At 71.5% G+C, this 17,458-nt stretch carries 19 protein-coding genes; 10 read left to right on the top strand and 9 right to left on the bottom strand.

The window, feature by feature from the left end:
- The first annotated feature begins 112 nt into the window (after positions 1 to 112).
- Complete coding sequence (gene def, locus AQJ54_RS24905) at positions 113 to 658, top strand: peptide deformylase (RefSeq protein ID WP_062241066.1); 546 nt, start codon at positions 113 to 115, stop codon at positions 656 to 658.
- A 65-nt stretch (positions 659 to 723) separates the two neighbouring features.
- Here the strand turns inward: def and AQJ54_RS24900 are convergent, their stop codons facing one another.
- Positions 724 to 1,368: a TetR/AcrR family transcriptional regulator gene (locus AQJ54_RS24900; RefSeq protein WP_020140431.1), complete on the bottom strand. Its 645-nt coding sequence runs from the start codon at positions 1,366 to 1,368 to the stop codon at positions 724 to 726.
- Positions 1,369 to 1,539: 171 nt separating this feature from the next.
- Here AQJ54_RS24900 and AQJ54_RS24895 point away from each other — a divergent pair, with 171 nt between their 5' ends.
- Positions 1,540 to 2,769, top strand: a complete 1,230-nt coding sequence (locus tag AQJ54_RS24895) for an acyl-CoA dehydrogenase family protein (RefSeq protein ID WP_062026254.1) — start codon at positions 1,540 to 1,542, stop codon at positions 2,767 to 2,769.
- A gap of 78 nt (positions 2,770 to 2,847) precedes the next feature.
- Here the strand turns inward: AQJ54_RS24895 and AQJ54_RS24890 are convergent, their stop codons facing one another.
- The 5 genes from AQJ54_RS24890 to AQJ54_RS24870 form a co-directional block, all read right to left on the bottom strand.
- Positions 2,848 to 3,084, bottom strand: coding sequence for a DUF6213 family protein (locus AQJ54_RS24890; protein WP_007380390.1), 237 nt, complete (start codon positions 3,082 to 3,084; stop codon positions 2,848 to 2,850).
- 24 nt (positions 3,085 to 3,108) lie between these two features.
- Positions 3,109 to 4,494: an NADP-dependent succinic semialdehyde dehydrogenase gene (locus AQJ54_RS24885; protein ID WP_062241064.1), complete on the bottom strand. Its 1,386-nt coding sequence runs from the start codon at positions 4,492 to 4,494 to the stop codon at positions 3,109 to 3,111.
- A 72-nt stretch (positions 4,495 to 4,566) separates the two neighbouring features.
- Positions 4,567 to 5,028, bottom strand: a complete 462-nt coding sequence (locus AQJ54_RS24880) for an NUDIX hydrolase (RefSeq protein WP_062241062.1) — start codon at positions 5,026 to 5,028, stop codon at positions 4,567 to 4,569.
- Complete coding sequence (locus AQJ54_RS24875) at positions 5,025 to 6,563, bottom strand: ATP-dependent DNA ligase (RefSeq protein WP_062241059.1); 1,539 nt, start codon at positions 6,561 to 6,563, stop codon at positions 5,025 to 5,027. Before AQJ54_RS24875 ends, AQJ54_RS24880 begins: the two co-directional genes overlap by 4 nt.
- Before the next feature lie 29 nt (positions 6,564 to 6,592).
- A complete protein-coding gene (locus tag AQJ54_RS24870; RefSeq protein ID WP_062241351.1) occupies positions 6,593 to 7,537 on the bottom strand; it encodes an NAD(P)/FAD-dependent oxidoreductase in 945 nt (314 codons plus the stop codon).
- An 82-nt stretch (positions 7,538 to 7,619) separates the two neighbouring features.
- Here AQJ54_RS24870 and AQJ54_RS24865 point away from each other — a divergent pair, with 82 nt between their 5' ends.
- The 3 genes from AQJ54_RS24865 to AQJ54_RS24855 all read left to right on the top strand — a co-directional run bounded on the left by AQJ54_RS24865 (position 7,620) and on the right by AQJ54_RS24855 (position 10,910).
- On the top strand, positions 7,620 to 8,192 hold the full coding sequence (locus AQJ54_RS24865) for a helix-turn-helix domain-containing protein (protein ID WP_062026258.1): 573 nt from the start codon (positions 7,620 to 7,622) through the stop codon (positions 8,190 to 8,192).
- A 146-nt stretch (positions 8,193 to 8,338) separates the two neighbouring features.
- Positions 8,339 to 9,991: a dolichyl-phosphate-mannose--protein mannosyltransferase gene (locus AQJ54_RS24860; RefSeq protein ID WP_248845436.1), complete on the top strand. Its 1,653-nt coding sequence runs from the start codon at positions 8,339 to 8,341 to the stop codon at positions 9,989 to 9,991.
- A 61-nt stretch (positions 9,992 to 10,052) separates the two neighbouring features.
- Positions 10,053 to 10,910 carry a prephenate dehydratase gene (locus AQJ54_RS24855; RefSeq protein ID WP_062026259.1) on the top strand — a complete coding sequence of 286 codons (858 nt, stop codon included), beginning with the start codon at positions 10,053 to 10,055 and terminating at the stop codon, positions 10,908 to 10,910.
- Between the two features lie 15 nt (positions 10,911 to 10,925).
- On the opposite strand, the gene AQJ54_RS24850 is transcribed toward AQJ54_RS24855, so the two are convergent.
- The 3 genes from AQJ54_RS24850 to AQJ54_RS24840 all read right to left on the bottom strand — a co-directional run bounded on the left by AQJ54_RS24850 (position 10,926) and on the right by AQJ54_RS24840 (position 12,597).
- Positions 10,926 to 11,471: a GNAT family N-acetyltransferase gene (locus AQJ54_RS24850; RefSeq protein WP_062241056.1), complete on the bottom strand. Its 546-nt coding sequence runs from the start codon at positions 11,469 to 11,471 to the stop codon at positions 10,926 to 10,928.
- A 74-nt stretch (positions 11,472 to 11,545) separates the two neighbouring features.
- Positions 11,546 to 11,920, bottom strand: coding sequence for a VOC family protein (locus AQJ54_RS24845; protein ID WP_062241053.1), 375 nt, complete (start codon positions 11,918 to 11,920; stop codon positions 11,546 to 11,548).
- A gap of 206 nt (positions 11,921 to 12,126) precedes the next feature.
- Complete coding sequence (locus AQJ54_RS24840) at positions 12,127 to 12,597, bottom strand: CGNR zinc finger domain-containing protein (protein ID WP_062241052.1); 471 nt, start codon at positions 12,595 to 12,597, stop codon at positions 12,127 to 12,129.
- Positions 12,598 to 12,829: 232 nt separating this feature from the next.
- Here AQJ54_RS24840 and AQJ54_RS24835 point away from each other — a divergent pair, with 232 nt between their 5' ends.
- From AQJ54_RS24835 to AQJ54_RS24815, 5 genes are all read left to right on the top strand, one after another.
- Positions 12,830 to 13,798 (top strand): NADPH:quinone oxidoreductase family protein, encoded by a 969-nt coding sequence (locus AQJ54_RS24835; protein WP_062241050.1) that lies wholly within the window; start codon positions 12,830 to 12,832, stop codon positions 13,796 to 13,798.
- Positions 13,795 to 14,976, top strand: a complete 1,182-nt coding sequence (locus AQJ54_RS24830) for an acyl-CoA dehydrogenase family protein (protein ID WP_062241047.1) — start codon at positions 13,795 to 13,797, stop codon at positions 14,974 to 14,976. Before AQJ54_RS24835 ends, AQJ54_RS24830 begins: the two co-directional genes overlap by 4 nt.
- Complete coding sequence (locus tag AQJ54_RS24825) at positions 14,973 to 16,046, top strand: acyl-CoA dehydrogenase family protein (RefSeq protein WP_062241045.1); 1,074 nt, start codon at positions 14,973 to 14,975, stop codon at positions 16,044 to 16,046. The genes AQJ54_RS24830 and AQJ54_RS24825 overlap by 4 nt, the downstream gene beginning before the upstream one ends.
- A gap of 182 nt (positions 16,047 to 16,228) precedes the next feature.
- Entirely contained in the window at positions 16,229 to 17,086 is an 858-nt protein-coding gene (locus tag AQJ54_RS24820) for a phosphatidylinositol-specific phospholipase C/glycerophosphodiester phosphodiesterase family protein (protein WP_062241043.1), read from the top strand.
- A gap of 166 nt (positions 17,087 to 17,252) precedes the next feature.
- Entirely contained in the window at positions 17,253 to 17,447 is a 195-nt protein-coding gene (locus AQJ54_RS24815) for a hypothetical protein (RefSeq protein ID WP_020140413.1), read from the top strand.
- Positions 17,448 to 17,458: the final 11 nt, after the last annotated feature.

The following is a 17,458-nucleotide window of genomic DNA, read 5'->3' as shown; positions in this document are numbered from 1 at the left end:
CAGTTCTCGATCCTCCTTGCGTACGCGCCGCGCCACAGACTCCGGCCACGTGGTGTGGACCTCAGCCTATCGAGATCCGTAGGCACTCCCGAATCGCCGTACCCTTGCGGCCATGCGAAACGGCTCCATTCCGGGCACCCGTGGCCGGGTCCGGCCCCTCACTCTGCTCGGCGACCCCGTCCTGCACGAACCCTGCGGGGACGTATCGGACTTCGGCCCGGAACTGGCGGGTCTCGTGGAGGACCTGTTCGCGACGATGTACGCGCACGAGGGGGTGGGCCTCGCGGCGAACCAAGTGGGCGTCCCCCTGCGCGTGTTCGTCTACGACTGCCCGGACGACGAGGAGGTCCGCCACCTGGGCCATGTGGTCAACCCCCGCCTGGTGGAGACCGACGGCGTGCTCCTGCGGGGCCCGGAGGGCTGCCTGTCCCTGCCGGGCCTGGAGGCGGGGGTGGAACGCCACGACCACGCGGTGGTGGAGGGTTTCACGGCGACGGGCGAGCCGGTGACGATCCACGGCACGGGCTTCTTCGCGAGATGCCTGCAACATGAGATGGACCACTTGGAGGGAAGGGTCTACGCGGACCACCTGACGGGTCGGCGCAAGCGAAAGCTCATGCGACAGGTGGCCAGATCGTCTTGGCGCAGGGTCAACTGAACCTGCTCAGGGGCGCGGGGAACTGCGCGACAAGCCCCCACCGGCCGGCAGCCGAAAGCCGACCGTCAGAACCCCGGACCCCCCACCTTGTCCCCCGCCGCAGCCAGCCGCCCCCACAACAGGTCCGCCATACTCCGCACCAACTCCCCCCGCTCACACGGCCGTTCCCCCAACCACCAGTCACCCGCCGCGTACATCATCCCGACGATCCCGTGCCCCCACACCCGCGCCAGCAGCTGACTCCCGGGCCCCAGATCCAGCCGGTCCTCGATGACCTGCGCCAACTCCTCACCCATCCTCCGCAGCAGCGGCGCGGAATGCTGGCCGACGTCGAACCCCTGGTCCGCGCTCTGGCCCCCCTCCGCGGGATGCATCAGGAACCGGTACACCTGGGGCCGCGCCTCGATCGCCGCGAGGTAGGTGTCGAGCGTCGCCTCGACCCGCTCCCGCCGCTCCGCCGGGGCGTCCAGCGCGGCCCGCAGCGAGTCCAGCAGCGCGTCGGTGTGCCGCTTGGCGAGGGCGGCGTAAAGTCCCCCCTTGTCACCGAAGTGGCGGTACAGGATCGGCTTGGTGATACCGGCCTCGGCGGCGATCGCGTTCATGGAGGCGTGCGGCCCGTCACGCAGCACCACCCGGTCCGCGGCCTCCAACAACTCACGCCGACGGCGGTCGGCGGACCGCTGCTGATCGGTCCGCTGTGTGGTGTCCATGAGCTCTCCCCACCCGTGCTTAATCGGTGACGCCTGCGCAAACTAACACTCGGCAGGTCGCGCGCATCGAACAGGCTGCTGACCGGTCATCGGAGTTGACTTTTCCTACCCGTGGGTAACAGACTCGGGTTACCGCTAGTAACATGCACGTGTGCCGCCGCTGGAGGGGTCATGGCCGAGTTCACCATGGAGCTCAACGACGAACAGAAGGAGGTCCGGGACTGGCTGCACGGCTTCGCCGCCGACGTCATCCGCCCCGCGGCCGCCGAATGGGACGAGCGTGAGGAGACTCCCTGGCCGGTCATCCAGGAGGCCGCGAAGGTCGGCATCTACTCCCTCGACTTCTACGCCCAGCAGTACTTCGACCCCACCGGGCTCGGTATCCCGATGGCGATGGAGGAGCTGTTCTGGGGCGACGCGGGCATCGCCCTGTCGATCGTAGGCACTGGCCTCGCCGCCGTGGGCGTTCTCGCCAACGGAACCGAGGAGCAGATCGGCACCTGGATCCCCCAGATGTACGGCGACGTCAACGATGTCAAGGTCGCCGCGTTCTGCTCCTCCGAGCCGGACGCCGGCTCCGACGTGGCCTCCATGCGCACGCGTGCCGTGTACGACGAGGCCAAGGACGAGTGGGTGCTCAACGGCACCAAGACCTGGGCGACCAACGGCGGCATCGCCAACGTCCACGTGGTCGTCGCCGTCGTGGACGCCGAACTCGGCTCCAAGGGCCACGCCTCCTTCATCGTGCCGCCGAACACCCCGGGCCTGTCCCAGGGCCAGAAGTTCAAGAAGCACGGCATCCGCGCCTCGCACACCGCCGAAGTCGTCCTGGAGAACGTCCGGGTCCCCGGCCACTGCCTGCTCGGCGGCAAGGAGAAGTTGGACCAGCGCCTGGCCCGGGCCCGGGAGCGGGCGAAGGCGGCGGGCGGCGAGCGGGTGAAGAACGCGGCGATGGCGACCTTCGAGGCCAGCCGTCCCGCGGTGGGCGCCATGGCGGTGGGCACCGCCCGCGCCGCCTACGAGGTCGCCCTCGACTACGCCAAGACCCGCGAGCAGTTCGGGCGTCCGATCATCGACAACCAGGGCGTGGCCTTCCAGCTCGCGGACATGCGGACCTCGATCGACGCGGCCCGGCTGCTGGTGTGGCGGGCCTCCTGGATGGCGATCAACGGCAAGCAGTTCACGGCGGCCGAGGGCTCGATGTCCAAGCTGTTCGCGAGCGAGACCGCGAAGAAGGTCACCGCGCAGGCGGTCCAGATCCTCGGCGGCAACGGCTACACCCGGGAGTACCCGGTGGAGCGGATGCACCGGGACGCCGCGATCTACACCATCTTCGAGGGGACGAGCGAGATCCAGCGCCTGGTGATCGCCCGGACCCTCTCCGGGATGTCCATCCGCTGACGTCGCCCCAGGGGCGCCGAGGGGACATGTCGCTGAAGCCGAGCGACCCCTACGGCGCCCCACCGCCACCAGCGCCCTCTACGGCGCCCCACCGCTGCTGTGCGCGATGCACGCCACGTCGATCCGGTCGGCCAGCTTCGCCAACTCGATGGTCAGCGCGGCAACCGTGTCCTCGTCGAGGCCGTCGGCCCCGGCCTCGACCAAGTGCAGCCACCGTCCGCCAAGACTGCGCAGCAGCTTGCTCACATCGGCGGCGGCCACCTGCAAGGTCCCGCGGTCGTCGACGATCAGAGGCAGAGTCACTTCGCGGTTCACACCGGGATCGTAGCCGCGCAAGCGTCACGCTCCGTGCCAAACCGTCGTGATGTTGCAGAACTCCCTGATTCCGTGCCCGGACAGCTCACGCCCGTACCCGGACCGCTTCACCCCGCCGAACGGGAACGCCGGATGCGAGGCGGTCATCCCGTTGACGAACACCCCGCCGGCCTCCAGATCCCGTACGCACCGGTCGACCTCGGCCTCGTCCCGCGTCCACACGTTCGAACTCAGCCCGAACGGCGAGTCGTTGGCGATCAGCACCGCCTCGTCGAGGTCGGCGGCCCGGTACAGCGTGGCCACCGGGCCGAAGGTCTCCTCGCGGTGGATGCGCATCTCGCGGGTGACGTCGGCGACGACGGTCGGCGGGTAGTACCAGCCGGGCCCGTCGGGCCGCTCGCCGCCGCACAGCACGCTCGCCCCGCTGCGCCGGGCGTCGTCGACCAGTTCCTCCAGGTCGCTCCGCCCCTGTTCGCTGGAGAGCGGCCCCACCTCGGTGTCCTCCTCCAGAGGATCGCCGACCTTGAGTGCCTTCATGCCCGCCACGAACCGTTCGGCGAACCGGTCGTAGACGTCGGTGTGCACGATGAACCGCTTGGCGGCGATGCAGGACTGCCCGTTGTTCTGCACCCGCGCGGTCACCGCGACCTGGGCGGCCCGGTCGATGTCCGCGGACGGCATCACGAGATACGGGTCGCTGCCGCCGAGCTCCAGCACCGTCTTCTTCACCATGTCCCCGGCCGTGGACGCCACGGCCCGCCCCGCGGGCTCGCTCCCGGTCAGCGTGGCCGCCTTGACGCGTTCGTCGCGCAGGATGTCGTCGATCGCGCCCGACCCGACGAGCAGCGTCTGGAAACAGCCCTGGGTGTAGCCCGCCTGGTGGAAGAGGTCCTCCAGGAACAGCGCGGTCTGCGGCACGTTCGAGGCGTGCTTGAGCAGACCCACGTTGCCCGCCATCAGCGCGGGCGCGGCGAACCGGATCACCTGCCACAGCGGGAAGTTCCACGGCATCACCGCGAGCACCGGGCCCAGCGGCCGGTAGACCACGCGCGCGCGTGAGCCGCCGGAGTCCTCGACGTCGGCCTGCGAGGGCTCCTCGTCGGCCAGCAGCGCCTCGGCGTGCGCGGCGTACCAGCGCATCGCCTTGGCGCACTTGGCGGCCTCCGCGCGGGCCTGCTTGACCGGCTTGCCCATCTCGGTGGTCATGACCCGGGCGATGTCCTGCTGAGCCTCGTCGAGGACCTCGGCGGCCCGGTTCAGGAGGCGGGCGCGCTCCTCGAAGGACGTCGTGCGGTAGGTCCGGAACGTCGCCTCGGCGAGCTGGAGCCTGCGCTCGATCTCCTCCTCGCCCATGGCCTCGTACGTCTTGAGCGTCTCGCCGTTCGCCGGGTTCACCGTCGCGATGGGCATGACCGACCTCCTGAAGAGCTGACTTGTGCTTCGACCTTCCCGCGCGGCGGGGGCGACCGCAACGCGTGGACATCAGGCCGAGTGCTCAGCCAGCCGGTCGAGAAACGCGGCCTGCGCCTTCACGATCACGACCTGGGCCGGCTCCAGGCCGAACCACGCCACTCGGTCCAGCTCCGGGAACTCCTGCGTCCGCCCGGACCTGGGCGGCCACTCCATGCTGAACACCCCCGGCACCACGGTCGCCGGATCGAGGTCCGCCTCGATCGCCCACGCCGTGACGACCTTGCCGTTGGTCTGCCGGACCTCGCCCAGGGACACGGCCTCCCCGTCGGGCGGCGGGAGTCCGAGCTCCTCCTCGAACTCCCGCCGGGCCGCGTCCCAGGCCGACTCCGACTCCGGCTCGTACTCACCCTTCGGTACCGTCCACGCCCCGGCGTCCCGGCGCGCGAAGAACGGACCACCCATATGGCCCAGCAACACCTCCAGCCCGTCCTCGGTGTGCCGGAACAACAGCAGGCCGGCGCTCGTCCTCACGGCGTCACCTCGGGGTGCGCGGCCAGCAGCGTCTCCACGGTGTCGGCCTCCTCGGGCCGCTTGTCCTCCCGGTAGCGGACCACGCGGGCGAACCGCAGGGTGACCCCGGCCGGATAGCGGGTCGACCTCTGGAGGCCGTCGTAGGCGATCTCCACGACCAGTTCGGGCCGCACGGTCACCACGTAACCGCTGCTCTCCACCGCCAGCTCCTGGAGGCGCTCGGTCTGCCACGTGAGCATCGCGTCGGTCATGCCCTTGAAGGTCTTGCCGAGCATCGCGAAGCCGCCGTCCGCCGTCCGGGCGCCGAGGTGTAGGTTGGAGAGCTTGCCGGTGCGGCGGCCGTGCCCCCACTCGGCGGCCAGCACCACCAGGTCCAGGGTGTGCACGGGCTTGACCTTGAGCCAGGACGCGCCGCGCCGGCCCGCGCTGTAGGGCGCGTCGAGGGACTTCACGACCACGCCCTCGTGCCCGCGCTTCAGCGTCTCGGCCAGGAACTCCTCGGCCCGCTGGAGATCCTCGGGGCCCGACACCAGGGTCCGCCGCACCCGCATCGGCTCCGGCACCAGCCGGGCCAGCTCCGCGTGGCGTTCGGCGAAGGGCAGGTCCAGGAGGTCCCGGCCGTCGACGGACAGGGCGTCGAAGAAGACGGGGGAGACGGGGACCGCCTCGGCGGCCGTCGTCACGTCCGTGCGGGAGCCGACCCGGCCCGCGGTCTCCTGGAAGGAGCGGGGCCGCCCCGTCTCGTCGAAGGCGATCACCTCACCGTCCAGGATGAACCGATCGCCCCGCAACTCCAGTGCGGCAGCGGTCAGTTCGGGCAGCCGGTCGGTGATGTCGTCCAGGGTGCGGGTGTAGAGCCGTACGGCATCGCCGTCCCGGTGGAGCTGGACGCGGATGCCGTCCAGCTTCTCCTCGACCGCGCACGCACCGAGCTTCTCGACCGCCTCGGCCACCGAGGAGGCGCTGTGCGCGAGCATCGGCAGGACCGGGCGGCCGACGGTGAGACGGAAGCGGTCCAGGGCGGACGGACCCTCGCCGAGCAGGGCCTCGGCGACCGTCTGGAGGGAGCCGGCCAGCATCACGGCACGGCGGACGTCGGCCGGTGGTGCCTGCGTCGCCCGGGCGAGTCCCTCGATGGCGACCGCGTCCAGCGCGCCCTGCCGTACCTCCCCGCTGATCAGCCCGAACAGGAACCGCTGCTCGTCCTCGGTGGCCGCGCCCAGCAACTCACCGACCAGCCGCGTCCGTTCGGCCTGCGAGCCCGCGCCCGCGACCTTGCCGAGCGCGGTGAGACGGTGGTCCACCTCGCGGACGGTCAGGCTCGGCTCGGCGGCGGGTGCGACCGGGCGGCTCAGCACCTTCCACCCGACGCCGAGCCGGCCCTGCGGGAGCCGTCCCGCGAGGTACGGGATGACGATGGGCACGTCGTCCGGCTCCGCCTCCCGGAACAGCTCCGCGAGCAGCGCGATCTTCTGGGAGCGCGCCGAGGTCGCGGCGACCTCCCGGGACACCTGTGCCAGTCGGGCAAGCAACATTCCTCCAGGGTGTACCGGAGGAGCCGGGTCTACACCCCGGCGGCCGTGTCGAGGTCCGCCATCAGCAGGTCCCCGTTGATCGCTGCCCCGGCCCGGTAGCCGCCCGCCGCCGCGTTGATCACCTGCTCACCGAAGCCGACGGCGTTCCCCGCGGCCCACACCCCCGGCACGGAGGTCTGTCCCGTCGCGTCGACGACCGGGTACGCGCCGAACGGGGTCTCGGCCAGTTCGGCCCCGAGCCGCTCCAGAAGGCCGCTGCGGGGGACGGCCCGAGGGGCGGTGAAGACGACCTCGCGCGCAAGGGCGGTCCCGTCCTTCAGGCGTACGGCGGTCAGCCGGTCGTCCGTCACCACCAGCTCGGCGACCTCGCCGGGCACCACCTCTACACCCGCCGCGGCGAGCCTGCGCAGGTCGTCGGCCGCCAGGTCGGCCTCCGCGACCTCGTGCAGGAAGAACGTCACGTCCTTGGACCACTGGGACACCATCAATGCCTGGTGCACGCTGAGCGGGCTCGTGGCCAGCACGCCGAAGGCCTGGTCGCGGACCTCCCAGCCATGGCAGTACGGGCAGTGCAGCACGTCCTTGCCGAAGCGCTCGGCGACCCCGGGCACTTCGGGCAGCTCGTCCTTCAGGCCGGTCGCGACGACCAGGCGCCGGGCCCGGAGCACGCGACCGCTCGCCAGGGTCACGGCGAAGCCCTCCGCGACCTCCACGACCCGGTCCGCGACCTCCACGACCCGGTCCGCGACCAGCTCGACGCCGTACCGCTCGATCTCCTTTCGTCCGATCGCCAGGAACTCGGCGGGCGGCATGCCGTCCCGGGTGAGGAAGCCCTGCATGTGCGCGGCGGGCGCGTTGCGCGGCTCGCCCGCGTCGACGACGAGCGTGCGGCGGCGGGAGCGGCCCAGGACGAGTGCGGCGGACAGTCCGGCGGCACCGCCGCCGATGACGATCACCTCGTACGTCTCGGTCATCTCGTATGTCTCGGTCATGCCGACACCGTCACGCGCGGGTGCGGGATTGACAAACTTCTTTGCCGATTCTGCAATATCCCGCATGAGTACCGATGACGTTCTCGCGGAGGTCGGCCCCCGACTGCGACGGCTGCGCAAGGACCGGGAGGTGACGCTCGCTTCGCTGTCCCGGTCGACAGGGATCTCCGTGAGCACGCTGTCCCGGCTGGAGTCCGGTCTGCGCAAGCCCAGCCTGGAGCTGCTGCTGCCGATCGCGCAGGCCCATCAGGTGCCGCTCGACGAACTGGTCGGCGCCCCGGAGGTCGGCGACCCCCGGGTGCGAACCGCGCCGCTCGAACGGCACGGGCGCACCTTCTGGCCGCTCACCCGGCAGCCGGGCGGCCTCCAGGCCTTCAAGGTGCTGGTGCCGCGCCGGGACGAGGAGCCGGAGCCCCGTACGCACGAAGGCTACGAGTGGCTGTACGTCCTGGCGGGGCGGCTGCGGGTGGTGCTGGGGGAGCACGACGTGGTGATGACGGCGGGGGAGGCGGCCGAGTTCGACACCCGGGTGCCGCACTGGTTCGGCTCGACGGGGGAGGGGCCGGCGGAGTTCCTCAGCCTCTTCGGGCCGCAGGGCGAGCGGATGCACGTCCGCGCGCGACCCCGGAAGGCGTGAGCGACCCGTTCCATGACTCCTGAGAAGGCGTGAGTGCCCCCGCCCGCGACAACTGGCCTGCGGCCCGGGTAAGTTCGCCGGATGGACGAGATATTGCGGCGGCCGCACCGCGCCGCACGGCAGGGTGCCCGGTGACCAGCGGCCACATGACCCGTTCCCCCCTCGTCGAGGACCCCCGCACTTCGGCAGCGCCCCTGAACTGGCAGGACAGGCTTCGCCGGCACGGCTGCACGGCCCGCCCGGCGACCGACGTCCGTGAACGTCTCGTCCCGCCTTTCCCGAAGCGCTCGGTGTGGGACTGGCTGGGCCCGCTGCTCGTGGCGGCCATGGCGGGCGTGATCCGGTTCTGGCACCTCGGCCGGCCGCGGGCGGTGATCTTCGACGAGACCTTCTACGCCAAGGACGCCTGGTCCCTGCTGCGGCTCGGTTACGAGGGCACCTGGCCGGACCGCAAGATCGCCGACCCGCAGCTCCTCGCCGACCCCCAGGTGATCTCCCTCTCCGACACCGGCACCTTCGTCGCGCACCCGCCGACCGGCAAGTGGGTCATCGCCCTCGGCGAGTGGATGTTCGGCCTCACTCCCTTCGGCTGGCGCTTCATGACGGCGGCCCTCGGCACCCTGTCGGTGCTCATGCTGTGCCGCGTCGGACGCAGGCTGTTCCGCTCGACGTTCCTGGGCTGTCTGGCCGGGGCGCTCCTCGCGGTGGACGGGCTGCACGTGGTGATGAGCCGGACCGCCCTCCTCGACCTCGTCGTCATGTTCTTCGTCCTGGCGGCCTTCGGCTGTCTGCTGATCGACCGGGACCACGCGCGGGCCCGCCTCGCCGCCGCCCTGCCGGTCGGCGCGGACGGCCGGCCCCGCCCCGACGAGCACGCCGCCGACCACACCGGGACCGGACCGCGCCCCTGGCGCCTCGCCGCGGGCGTCTTCCTGGGCCTGGCGGCCTCCACCAAGTGGAACGGCCTGTACGTCCTGGTGTTCTTCACGGCCCTGACCGTGCTGTGGGACGTCGGCTCCCGCCGCGTGGCCGGCTCCCGCCGCCCGTACCTGGCGGTGCTGAACAAGGGCCTCGGCTGGTCCCTGCTGTCCCTGGTACCGGTCGCCGTGCTGACCTACCTGGCCACCTGGACCGGCTGGTTCCTGTCCGACGACGGCTACGGACGGCACTGGGCCGACGGCCGCGGCGGCACCTGGTCCTGGATCCCGGCCCCGCTGCGCAGCCTCTGGCACTACGAGCACGCCGTGTACGAGTTCAACGTGGGGCTGCACACCCCGCACAAGTACCAGTCGAACCCCTGGAGCTGGCTGGTCCAGGGGCGCCCCGTGCTGTTCGACTACCAGTCGCCGAAGCCGGGGCAGGACGGCTGCCGCACCGCGGTCGACTGCTCCCAGACCGTCCTCGCCCTCGGCACCCCGCTGCTGTGGTGGTCGGCCTGCGGGGCCCTCGCCTATCTGCTCTTCCGCTGGGCGCTGCGCCGCGACTGGCGGGCCGGGGCGATCCTGTGCGGGGTGGGCGCCGGATACCTGCCCTGGTTCCTGTACCAGGACCGCACGATCTTCTCCTTCTACGCCGTCGTCTTCGTGCCCTACCTGTGCCTGGCGGTGGCGATGACGGTCGGCGCGATGCTGGGCCCACCAGGCTCCGACCTGCGGCGGCGCACCCTGGGCGCGGTGGCCGCGGGCACCCTCGTCCTGCTGATCGTGTGGAACTTCATCTGGTTCTTCCCGCTCTACACCGGCGTGACGATCCCGTACGCCGACTGGCACGCCCGGATGTGGCTGGACACCTGGATCTGAGACGGCCGAACCCTGGTACGTTACGGAGCTTCCGCCGCCCCACGACAAGAGACCGAGCACAGTGACGACCGTCGCGTACCAAGGTGAACCCGGATCCAACTCGGCGACCGCCGCGCACACCCTGTACCCCGGGTGCGCCGAGCAGCCCTGCACGAGCTTCGAGCAGGCACTGGACGCGGTGACGCTCGGCACCGCCGACGTGGCGGTGATCCCGGTGGACAACTCCGCGGCCGGACGGGTCGCCGACGTCCACCATCTGCTGCCCGAGTCGGGGCTGTTCATCATCGCCGAGCACTTCCTCGCCATCCGCTTCGACCTGATGGGCGTGGCCGGGGCGACGGTGGACCAGGTGGAGTGCGTACGCAGCCATGTGCACGCCCTCGGGCAGTGCCGCAAGGTCCTGCGGGAGGGCGGCTGGCGGACCCTCGTCTCCGACGACACCGCCGGCGCGGCGCGCGAGGTGGCCGAGCTGGGGGACCCGCGGCACGCGGCGCTCGCCCCGCCCGCGGCCGCCGCGCGGTACGGCCTCGACGTGCTGCGCGCCGGGGTCGAGGACGACCCCGACAACACGACCCGGTTCGTCGTCCTGTCCCGGGACGCGGTCGTGGCCCCCGACACCGGGCGGCCGACCATGACGAGCCTGTTCTTCTCCGTCCGCAACATCCCCAGCGCGCTGTTCAAGGCGCTCGGCGGGTTCGCCACCAGCGGGGTGAACCTCACGAAGATCGAGAGCTACCAGGTCGGCGCGGGCCTCGACGCCAGCCGCTTCTACGTCGAGATCGAGGGCCACCCCGACGAGCGGCACGTCGCCCTCGCCCTGCACGAGCTGGGCTTCTTCTCCACCGAGGTGCGGATCCTCGGCGTCTACCCGGCCCATCCGCACCGGTCGCGTACGGCGGCGGGTGCGGCTGAGCGCTGAGGGCGCTCAGGGCGCTCAGGGTGTGGGCGGGGCGGGCTTCCAGTCCTCGGCGAGGAGTCCCAGCAGGACCTCGTCCAGGAACTCGCCCATCACCCAGGCCGAGGAGCGCAGGACGCCCTCGCGGACGAAGCCGTTGCGCTCGGCGGACCTCAGCATCGCCTCGTTGTCCGCCAGGGTCTCGATCTGGAGCCGGTGCAGACCGCGCACGACGAAACCGTAGTGGCACAGCACGGCGACCACGTCGGTGCCGTATCCCTTGCCCCGGCAGGACGGCAGCAGTCCGAGGCCGATGTGGGCGCAGCGGTTGTGGGTGTCGATGCCCCACAGGGTCGCGGTGCCGACCAGCGTCCCGCCCTCCAGCTCCACCACGGAGAACGGGACGTGTCCCTCTTCCTCGTCGTCCACCACGAGCCGCGGGTCCTTCGCGCCCGGCGTGATCGGACGCCACGGTCCGCTCCCGGCGCGCGAGGAGTTGACCACGTCGTCGTAGAGCTCGGTCCGCAGCACCGGTATGTCGTCATCGTGGCGGGCCCTCAGCCCGACCTTGGCGCCCTTCAGCATGCGAGCTTCCTATAGGACCGCGCCGACCTGCGGCAACCGAATAGCCGGCGGCGGGCTCGGGTTCAGGCTCGCGCTCAGTGGAAGCAGAGGCAGAACGGATGGCCGGCCGGGTCCGCGTAGACCCGCCAGTTGGCCTCCGGGCGGAGCTGGTCGCTGCGTTCCAGCACGGTCGCCCCGAGGGCGAGCGCCCGCTGCTCCTCGCCGTCGAGGTCGTCCACGTCGAAGTCGAGGTGGAGCTGTTGCGGGTGTTCCTGTCCCGGCCACTGCGGCGGCCGGTAGTCGTCCACCCGCTGGCAGGCCAGCGGTGTGCCCTCGAACCCGTGCACCTCGACCCAGTCGGGATCCTCCGGGTGCTTGACCACCCGGCCGCCGAGCAGTTCCGCCCAGAACTCGGCGAGCCGTACCGGGTCGGCGCAGTCGAGGGCCACCGCTTGCAGTTTTCGAATCATGGAGGGGGCGTACCCACGACCGGGGAGGACATGCGCGGCGGACAGCGGCCTGCCCGGGTAGCTTGCGTCACCGCCTTGACAGGAGACGTGCCCCGAGTGTGCGCGGGTGGAGGCCGTTCCCCGGGGTGGAGCGGACGTGTCCTGCGACCCGGCCAGAGGCTGGAAGTACTACTCGTGCCTGGCCCTCGACCTGGGCCTGTAGGCGTTCAGCCCGCGGTCCTCGCGGGGGAGTCCTTCTTGCGGGCCCGGTACGCGGCGGCCTTGATCCGGTTGCCGCAGGACTCCATGCCGCACCACTGGCGTCGCATGCCGCGCGAGCGGTCGATGTAGACGCGGGTGCACTCGGGGTTGCCGCATTCCTTCATGAGGGGCACGTCGGGGCCGCTCAGCAGCTCCACGGCCTGGCGGGCGACCGTCGCGAGGACCTGCGCGGGCGTCGCGTCGGTGTGCCGGCCCGACAGGGTGAGCGGCGGTGTCGTGGGAGTCTCGCGGGCCGCGGCGTTGAGCACGGCGAGCGCCTCCCGGTCGAACCCCTCGCCGAGACGGCGATCGGTGACGAGCCGGTAGACGGCCTCCCGCACGGTGACCGCCGCCCGGACGTCCGCCTCCCGCCCGGGCGTGATCGCGTCCACGAGTCCGGCCCCCAGATACCAGGCGTTGAGCCGCTCGGGCGACACGAACCAGGTTCACATCACCATCTTGACGGGTGACTGCCTGGCTGGGCAAGAAACGCCGGTCGCTTGAGGATGCCGGAGCGGTGGCGCCCCGCCCTCCGCGGGTGGCGGTACTTTCTCCCGGCGGCTGTTCCCTCATGGCAAGCGACCGCTTAGTATGCGAGAGATCCTGGTCGGACCCCGTCGGACCCGGGATCAGACCCGGCATGACGACGCAGTCCTGTGGAGGCCCCCCATGCAGGCATGGCAAGTGCACGAGAACGCTGAGCCGAGCGAGGTGATGCGCCTCGAGGACGTGGCACGTCCCGTGCCCGGCGACGGCCAGGTCCTGCTGAAGGTGCGCGCCGCGAACATCAACTTCCCGGACGTCCTGATGTGCCGCGGCCACTACCAGGTGCGCCCGCCGCTGCCCTTCACACCCGGCGTGGAGATCTGCGGCGAGACCGAGGACGGGCGGCGCGTGATCGCCAACCCCGCGCTGCCGCACGGCGGTTTCGCCGAGTACGCCGTCGCGGACGCCGCCGCCCTGCTGCCCGCACCGGACTCGCTGGACGACGCCGAGGCCGCCGCGCTGCACATCGGCTACCAGACGGGCTGGTTCGGTCTGCACCGACGGGCCCACCTGGAGGCCGGCGAGACGCTGCTCGTCCACGCTGCCGCGGGAGGGGTCGGCAGCGCGGCCGTGCAGCTCGGCAAGGCGGCCGGGGCCACCGTCATCGGGGTCGTCGGCGGTGCCGACAAGGCCGCCGTGGCCCGGGAACTGGGCTGTGACGTGGTGGTCGACCGGCGGAGCGAGGACGTCGTCGCCGCCGTCAAGGAGGCCACCGGGGGCCGGGGCGCGGATGTGATCTACGACCCCGTCGGCGGCGAGGCCTACACGCAGTCGACCAAAGTCGTCGCCTTCGAGGGCCGGATCGTGGTCGTCGGCTTCGCGAGCGGGACCATCCCGAGCCCCGCCCTCAACCACGCCCTGGTGAAGAACTACTCGATCCTCGGCCTGCACTGGGGCCTGTACAACACCAAGAACCCCAAGCTGGTCCAGCACTGCCACGAGCAGCTCACCGAACTGGCCGCCCGGGGCGCCATCAAGCCGCTGGTGAGCGAGCGGGTGCCGCTGGCGGGGGCCGCGGACGCCGTGCAGCGCCTCGGTGACGGGGTGACCACCGGCCGGATCGCCGTCGTACCCACGGGAGCACAGGCATGACCGACGCAGCCGAACTCCAGCGCCTCACCGCCGAGTTGCTGGCCTCACACCCGCCCGCGAGCACGGACCGCCTGGACTTCCTCAAGGCCCGCTTCGACGCCGGACTGGCCTGGGTGCACTACCCCGAGGGCCTCGGCGGACTGAACGCGCCCCGCTCCCTCCAGGCCGTCGTGGACGCCGAGCTGGAGGCCGCTGGCGCCCCCGACAACGACCCCCGGCGCAACGGCATCGGCCTCGGCATGGCCGCTCCGACGATCCTCAAGTACGGCACCGAGGAGCAGAAGCAGCGCTATCTGCGACCCCTGTGGGTGGGGGAGGAGGTCTGGTGCCAGCTGTTCAGCGAGCCCGGCGCCGGATCCGACCTCGCCGCGCTCGGTACCCGGGCCGTCCGCGAAGGCGACGAGTGGGTGGTCAACGGGCAGAAGGTGTGGACCTCGGGCGCCCACAACTCCCGCTGGGCCATCCTCATCGCCCGCACCGACCCGGACGTGCCCAAGCACGCGGGCATCACCTACTTCATCTGCGACATGACCGACCCCGGCGTCGACGTCCGCCCCCTGCGGCAGATCACCGGCGAGGCCGAGTTCAACGAGGTGTTCCTCACCGACGTCCGCATCCCCGACGACCGCCGCCTCGGCGAGATCGGCGACGGCTGGCGGGTCGCCCAGACCACCCTCAACAACGAGCGCGTCGCCATCGGCGGCATGCGGCTGCCCCGCGAGGGCGGCATGATCGGCCCGGTCTCCAGGACCTGGCGCGAACGCCCCGAACTGCGCACCCAGGACCTGCACCAGCGGCTGCTCAAGCTCTGGGTCGACTCCGAGGTCGCCCGCCTCACCGCCGAACGCCTGCGCCAGCAGCTCGTCGCGGGCCAGCCCGGACCCGAGGGCGCGGGCATGAAGCTCGCCTTCGCCCGCCTCAACCAGGAGATCAGCGGCCTGGAGGTCGAACTCCGTGGTGAGGAAGGTTTGTTGTACGACGACTGGACCATGCGCCGCCCCGAGCTGGTGGACTTCACCGGCCGGGACGCCGGCTACCGCTACCTCCGCTCCAAGGGCAACAGCATCGAGGGCGGGACCAGCGAGGTCCTGCTGAACATCGTCGCCGAGCGGGTCCTTGGCCTCCCGGCCGAACCGCGCACCGACAAGGACGTCGCCTGGAAGGACCTCGCCCGATGACCGATCTTCTCTACTCCGAGGAGGAAGAGGCCCTCCGCGCCGCCGTCCGGGACCTGCTCGCCGACCACTGCGACGCACCCGGCGTGATCGCCCGCACCGAGTCGGACACCCCGCACGACCTCGCGGCCTGGAAGGCCCTCACCGACGGGATGGGCCTCGCGGGGCTGCTGGTCCCGGAGGACAAGGGCGGCCAGGGCGCCACCCACCGCGAAGTCGCCGTCGTCCTGGAGGAGTTGGGCCGCGCGGTCGCCCCCGTCCCCTACCTCACCAGCGCGGTCGTCGCCACCGAGGCCCTGCTCGCCTGCGACGCCGACGACCTCCTCGCCGAGCTCGCCTCCGGGCGGAGGATCGGCGCCCTCGCCGTCGCCCTGAACGTCGCTCCGGGCGGCGCCTACAAGGTCGTACGCCATGAAGACGGCTCACTGCACGGAGAGTTGACGGCGATCGCGGACGCCCAGGCCGCCGATGTGCTGCTGGTGCCCGCGGACGACGGCGGACTGTACGCCGTGGACGCCGACGCGGCGACCGTCACCCCGCAGGTCACCTTCGACCTGACCCGGCCGCTCGCGACCGTCACGCTCGACGGGGTGCCCGGCCGCCTCCTCGGTGACGCCGAGGCCGCCGTGCACCGGGCGCTCAGGGCCGGGGCCGGGCTGCTCGCCTCCGAGCAGTTCGGGCTCGCCGAATGGACGTTGACCGAGACGGTGCGCTACCTCAAGGAGCGCAAGCAGTTCAACCGGCCCGTCGGCGGATTCCAGGCGCTCAAGCACCGGCTCGCCCAGCTGTGGCTGGAGGTCGTCAACCTCCGTGCCGCCGCCCGCAACGCGGCCGACGCGCTCGCCACCGGCGTGGACACGGACGTGGCCGTTGCCGTCGCCCAGGCGTACGCGGCGTCCGTCGCCGTGCACGCCGCCGAGGAGGCGCTCCAGCTGCACGCCGGGATCGGCATGACGTGGGAGCACCCGGTGCACCTGTACCTGAAGCGGGCCAAGTCCGACTCGATCGCGTACGGCACGGCGGGTGCGCACCGCGCCCGGCTGGCCGAACTCGTCGACCTCCAGACGCCCTGAACGTCCCCTCCCACAGCCCGGTGAAGCCCGCCCCACCTGGGGCGGGCTTTCCCATGCCGCGTGCGCGGAAGGAGTGAACGAGGGGCGGCGGTCCGGCCAACTCCTGTCGCGTACCGGTTCATTGGGGTGCGGACGGCCCCATACTCCCTGTGGTTCCGAACCGGCCCACAGGGAGGCAGAACATGGCCCGCATCAGTCGTCGCACAGCCCTCACCGCCTTCGGGGCCACGGCCGCCGCGGTGCTCGCCCCGCCCGCCGGCAGCGCGTGGGCCGCCGACCGCAAGCACCGCCCACGTCCGCTGTGGCGCGCCCACGCACACAACGACTACGAGCATCCGCGCCCCCTCCTCGACGCCCTCGACCACCGGTTCGGCAGCGTCGAGGCCGACATCTTCCTCGTCGGCGACCAGCTCCTGGTCGGCCACACCGTGGACGACCTCGATCCGACGCGCACGCTGGAGTCCCTGTACCTCGACCCGCTGGCCAGGATCGTCAAGGCCAACCGCGGTTCGGTGTACCGGGGTCGGCGCCGCCCGCTCCAGCTCCTCATCGACATCAAGACCGAGGGCTCCTCGACGTATCTCGAACTCGACCGCCGTCTCCGGCGCCACAAGCACCTGTTCACGACCTACGTGCACGGCAAGGTGGTCCCCGGAGCGGTCACCGCCGTGATCTCCGGCGACCGGGCGGCCCGGGTCCCCATGGAGGTCCAGACGGTCCGACGGGCCTTCTACGACGGCCGCCTCGCCGACCTCGGCTCCCCGGCTCCCGCCTCGTTCATCCCGCTGATCAGCGACAACTGGACGCTCAACTTCACCTGGCTCGGAGAAGGCGCCTTCCCCGAGGCCGAGCGGCAGAAGCTGCGGAGCATCGTCGGGCAGGCCCACGCGCGGGGGCAGAAGGTACGGTTCTGGGCCACCCCCGACCTGCCGGGTCCGGACCGGGACGCGCTGTGGGGCGAACTCCTCGCCGCCGACGTCGACTACCTCAACACGGACGACCTGGCGGGCCTCGAAGCCTTCCTGGACGCCCGTCGATAGGCGTTCTCCGACGGGTGGGACACCACACGTCGAAAGGTGTTCTCCGACGGGTGGGACACCACTCGTTCGGAGGACGCTTCCGCCGCACGGACGAACCCTCCGCTACGCCACACTTGCGCCCGAACGCCGCGAAACGGAACCGGCGGCGTGGCGGAGGAGGCTGTCCATGGCGATTTCCATTTCGGTGCTGGTGCTGCTGCTGATCCTGGCGGTGATCTTCCTGCGCAGCGGCGGACTCAAGGTCTCCCACGCGCTGGTGTGCGCGCTCCTCGGCTTCTGCCTCGCGAGCACGAGCATCGCTCCCACGATCCACAGCGGGATGACGGCGACCGCCGACATCGTCGGCAGTCTGCGTCCCTGACCAGGGCCGGG

The sequence above is a fragment of the Streptomyces griseorubiginosus genome (assembly GCF_001514195.1).
In the GTDB taxonomy this organism is placed as follows: Bacteria; Actinomycetota; Actinomycetes; order Streptomycetales; family Streptomycetaceae; genus Streptomyces; species Streptomyces griseorubiginosus.
The sequence above is the reverse complement of the archived record's forward strand: the minus strand, read 5'-3'. Positions and strand labels throughout refer to the sequence as shown.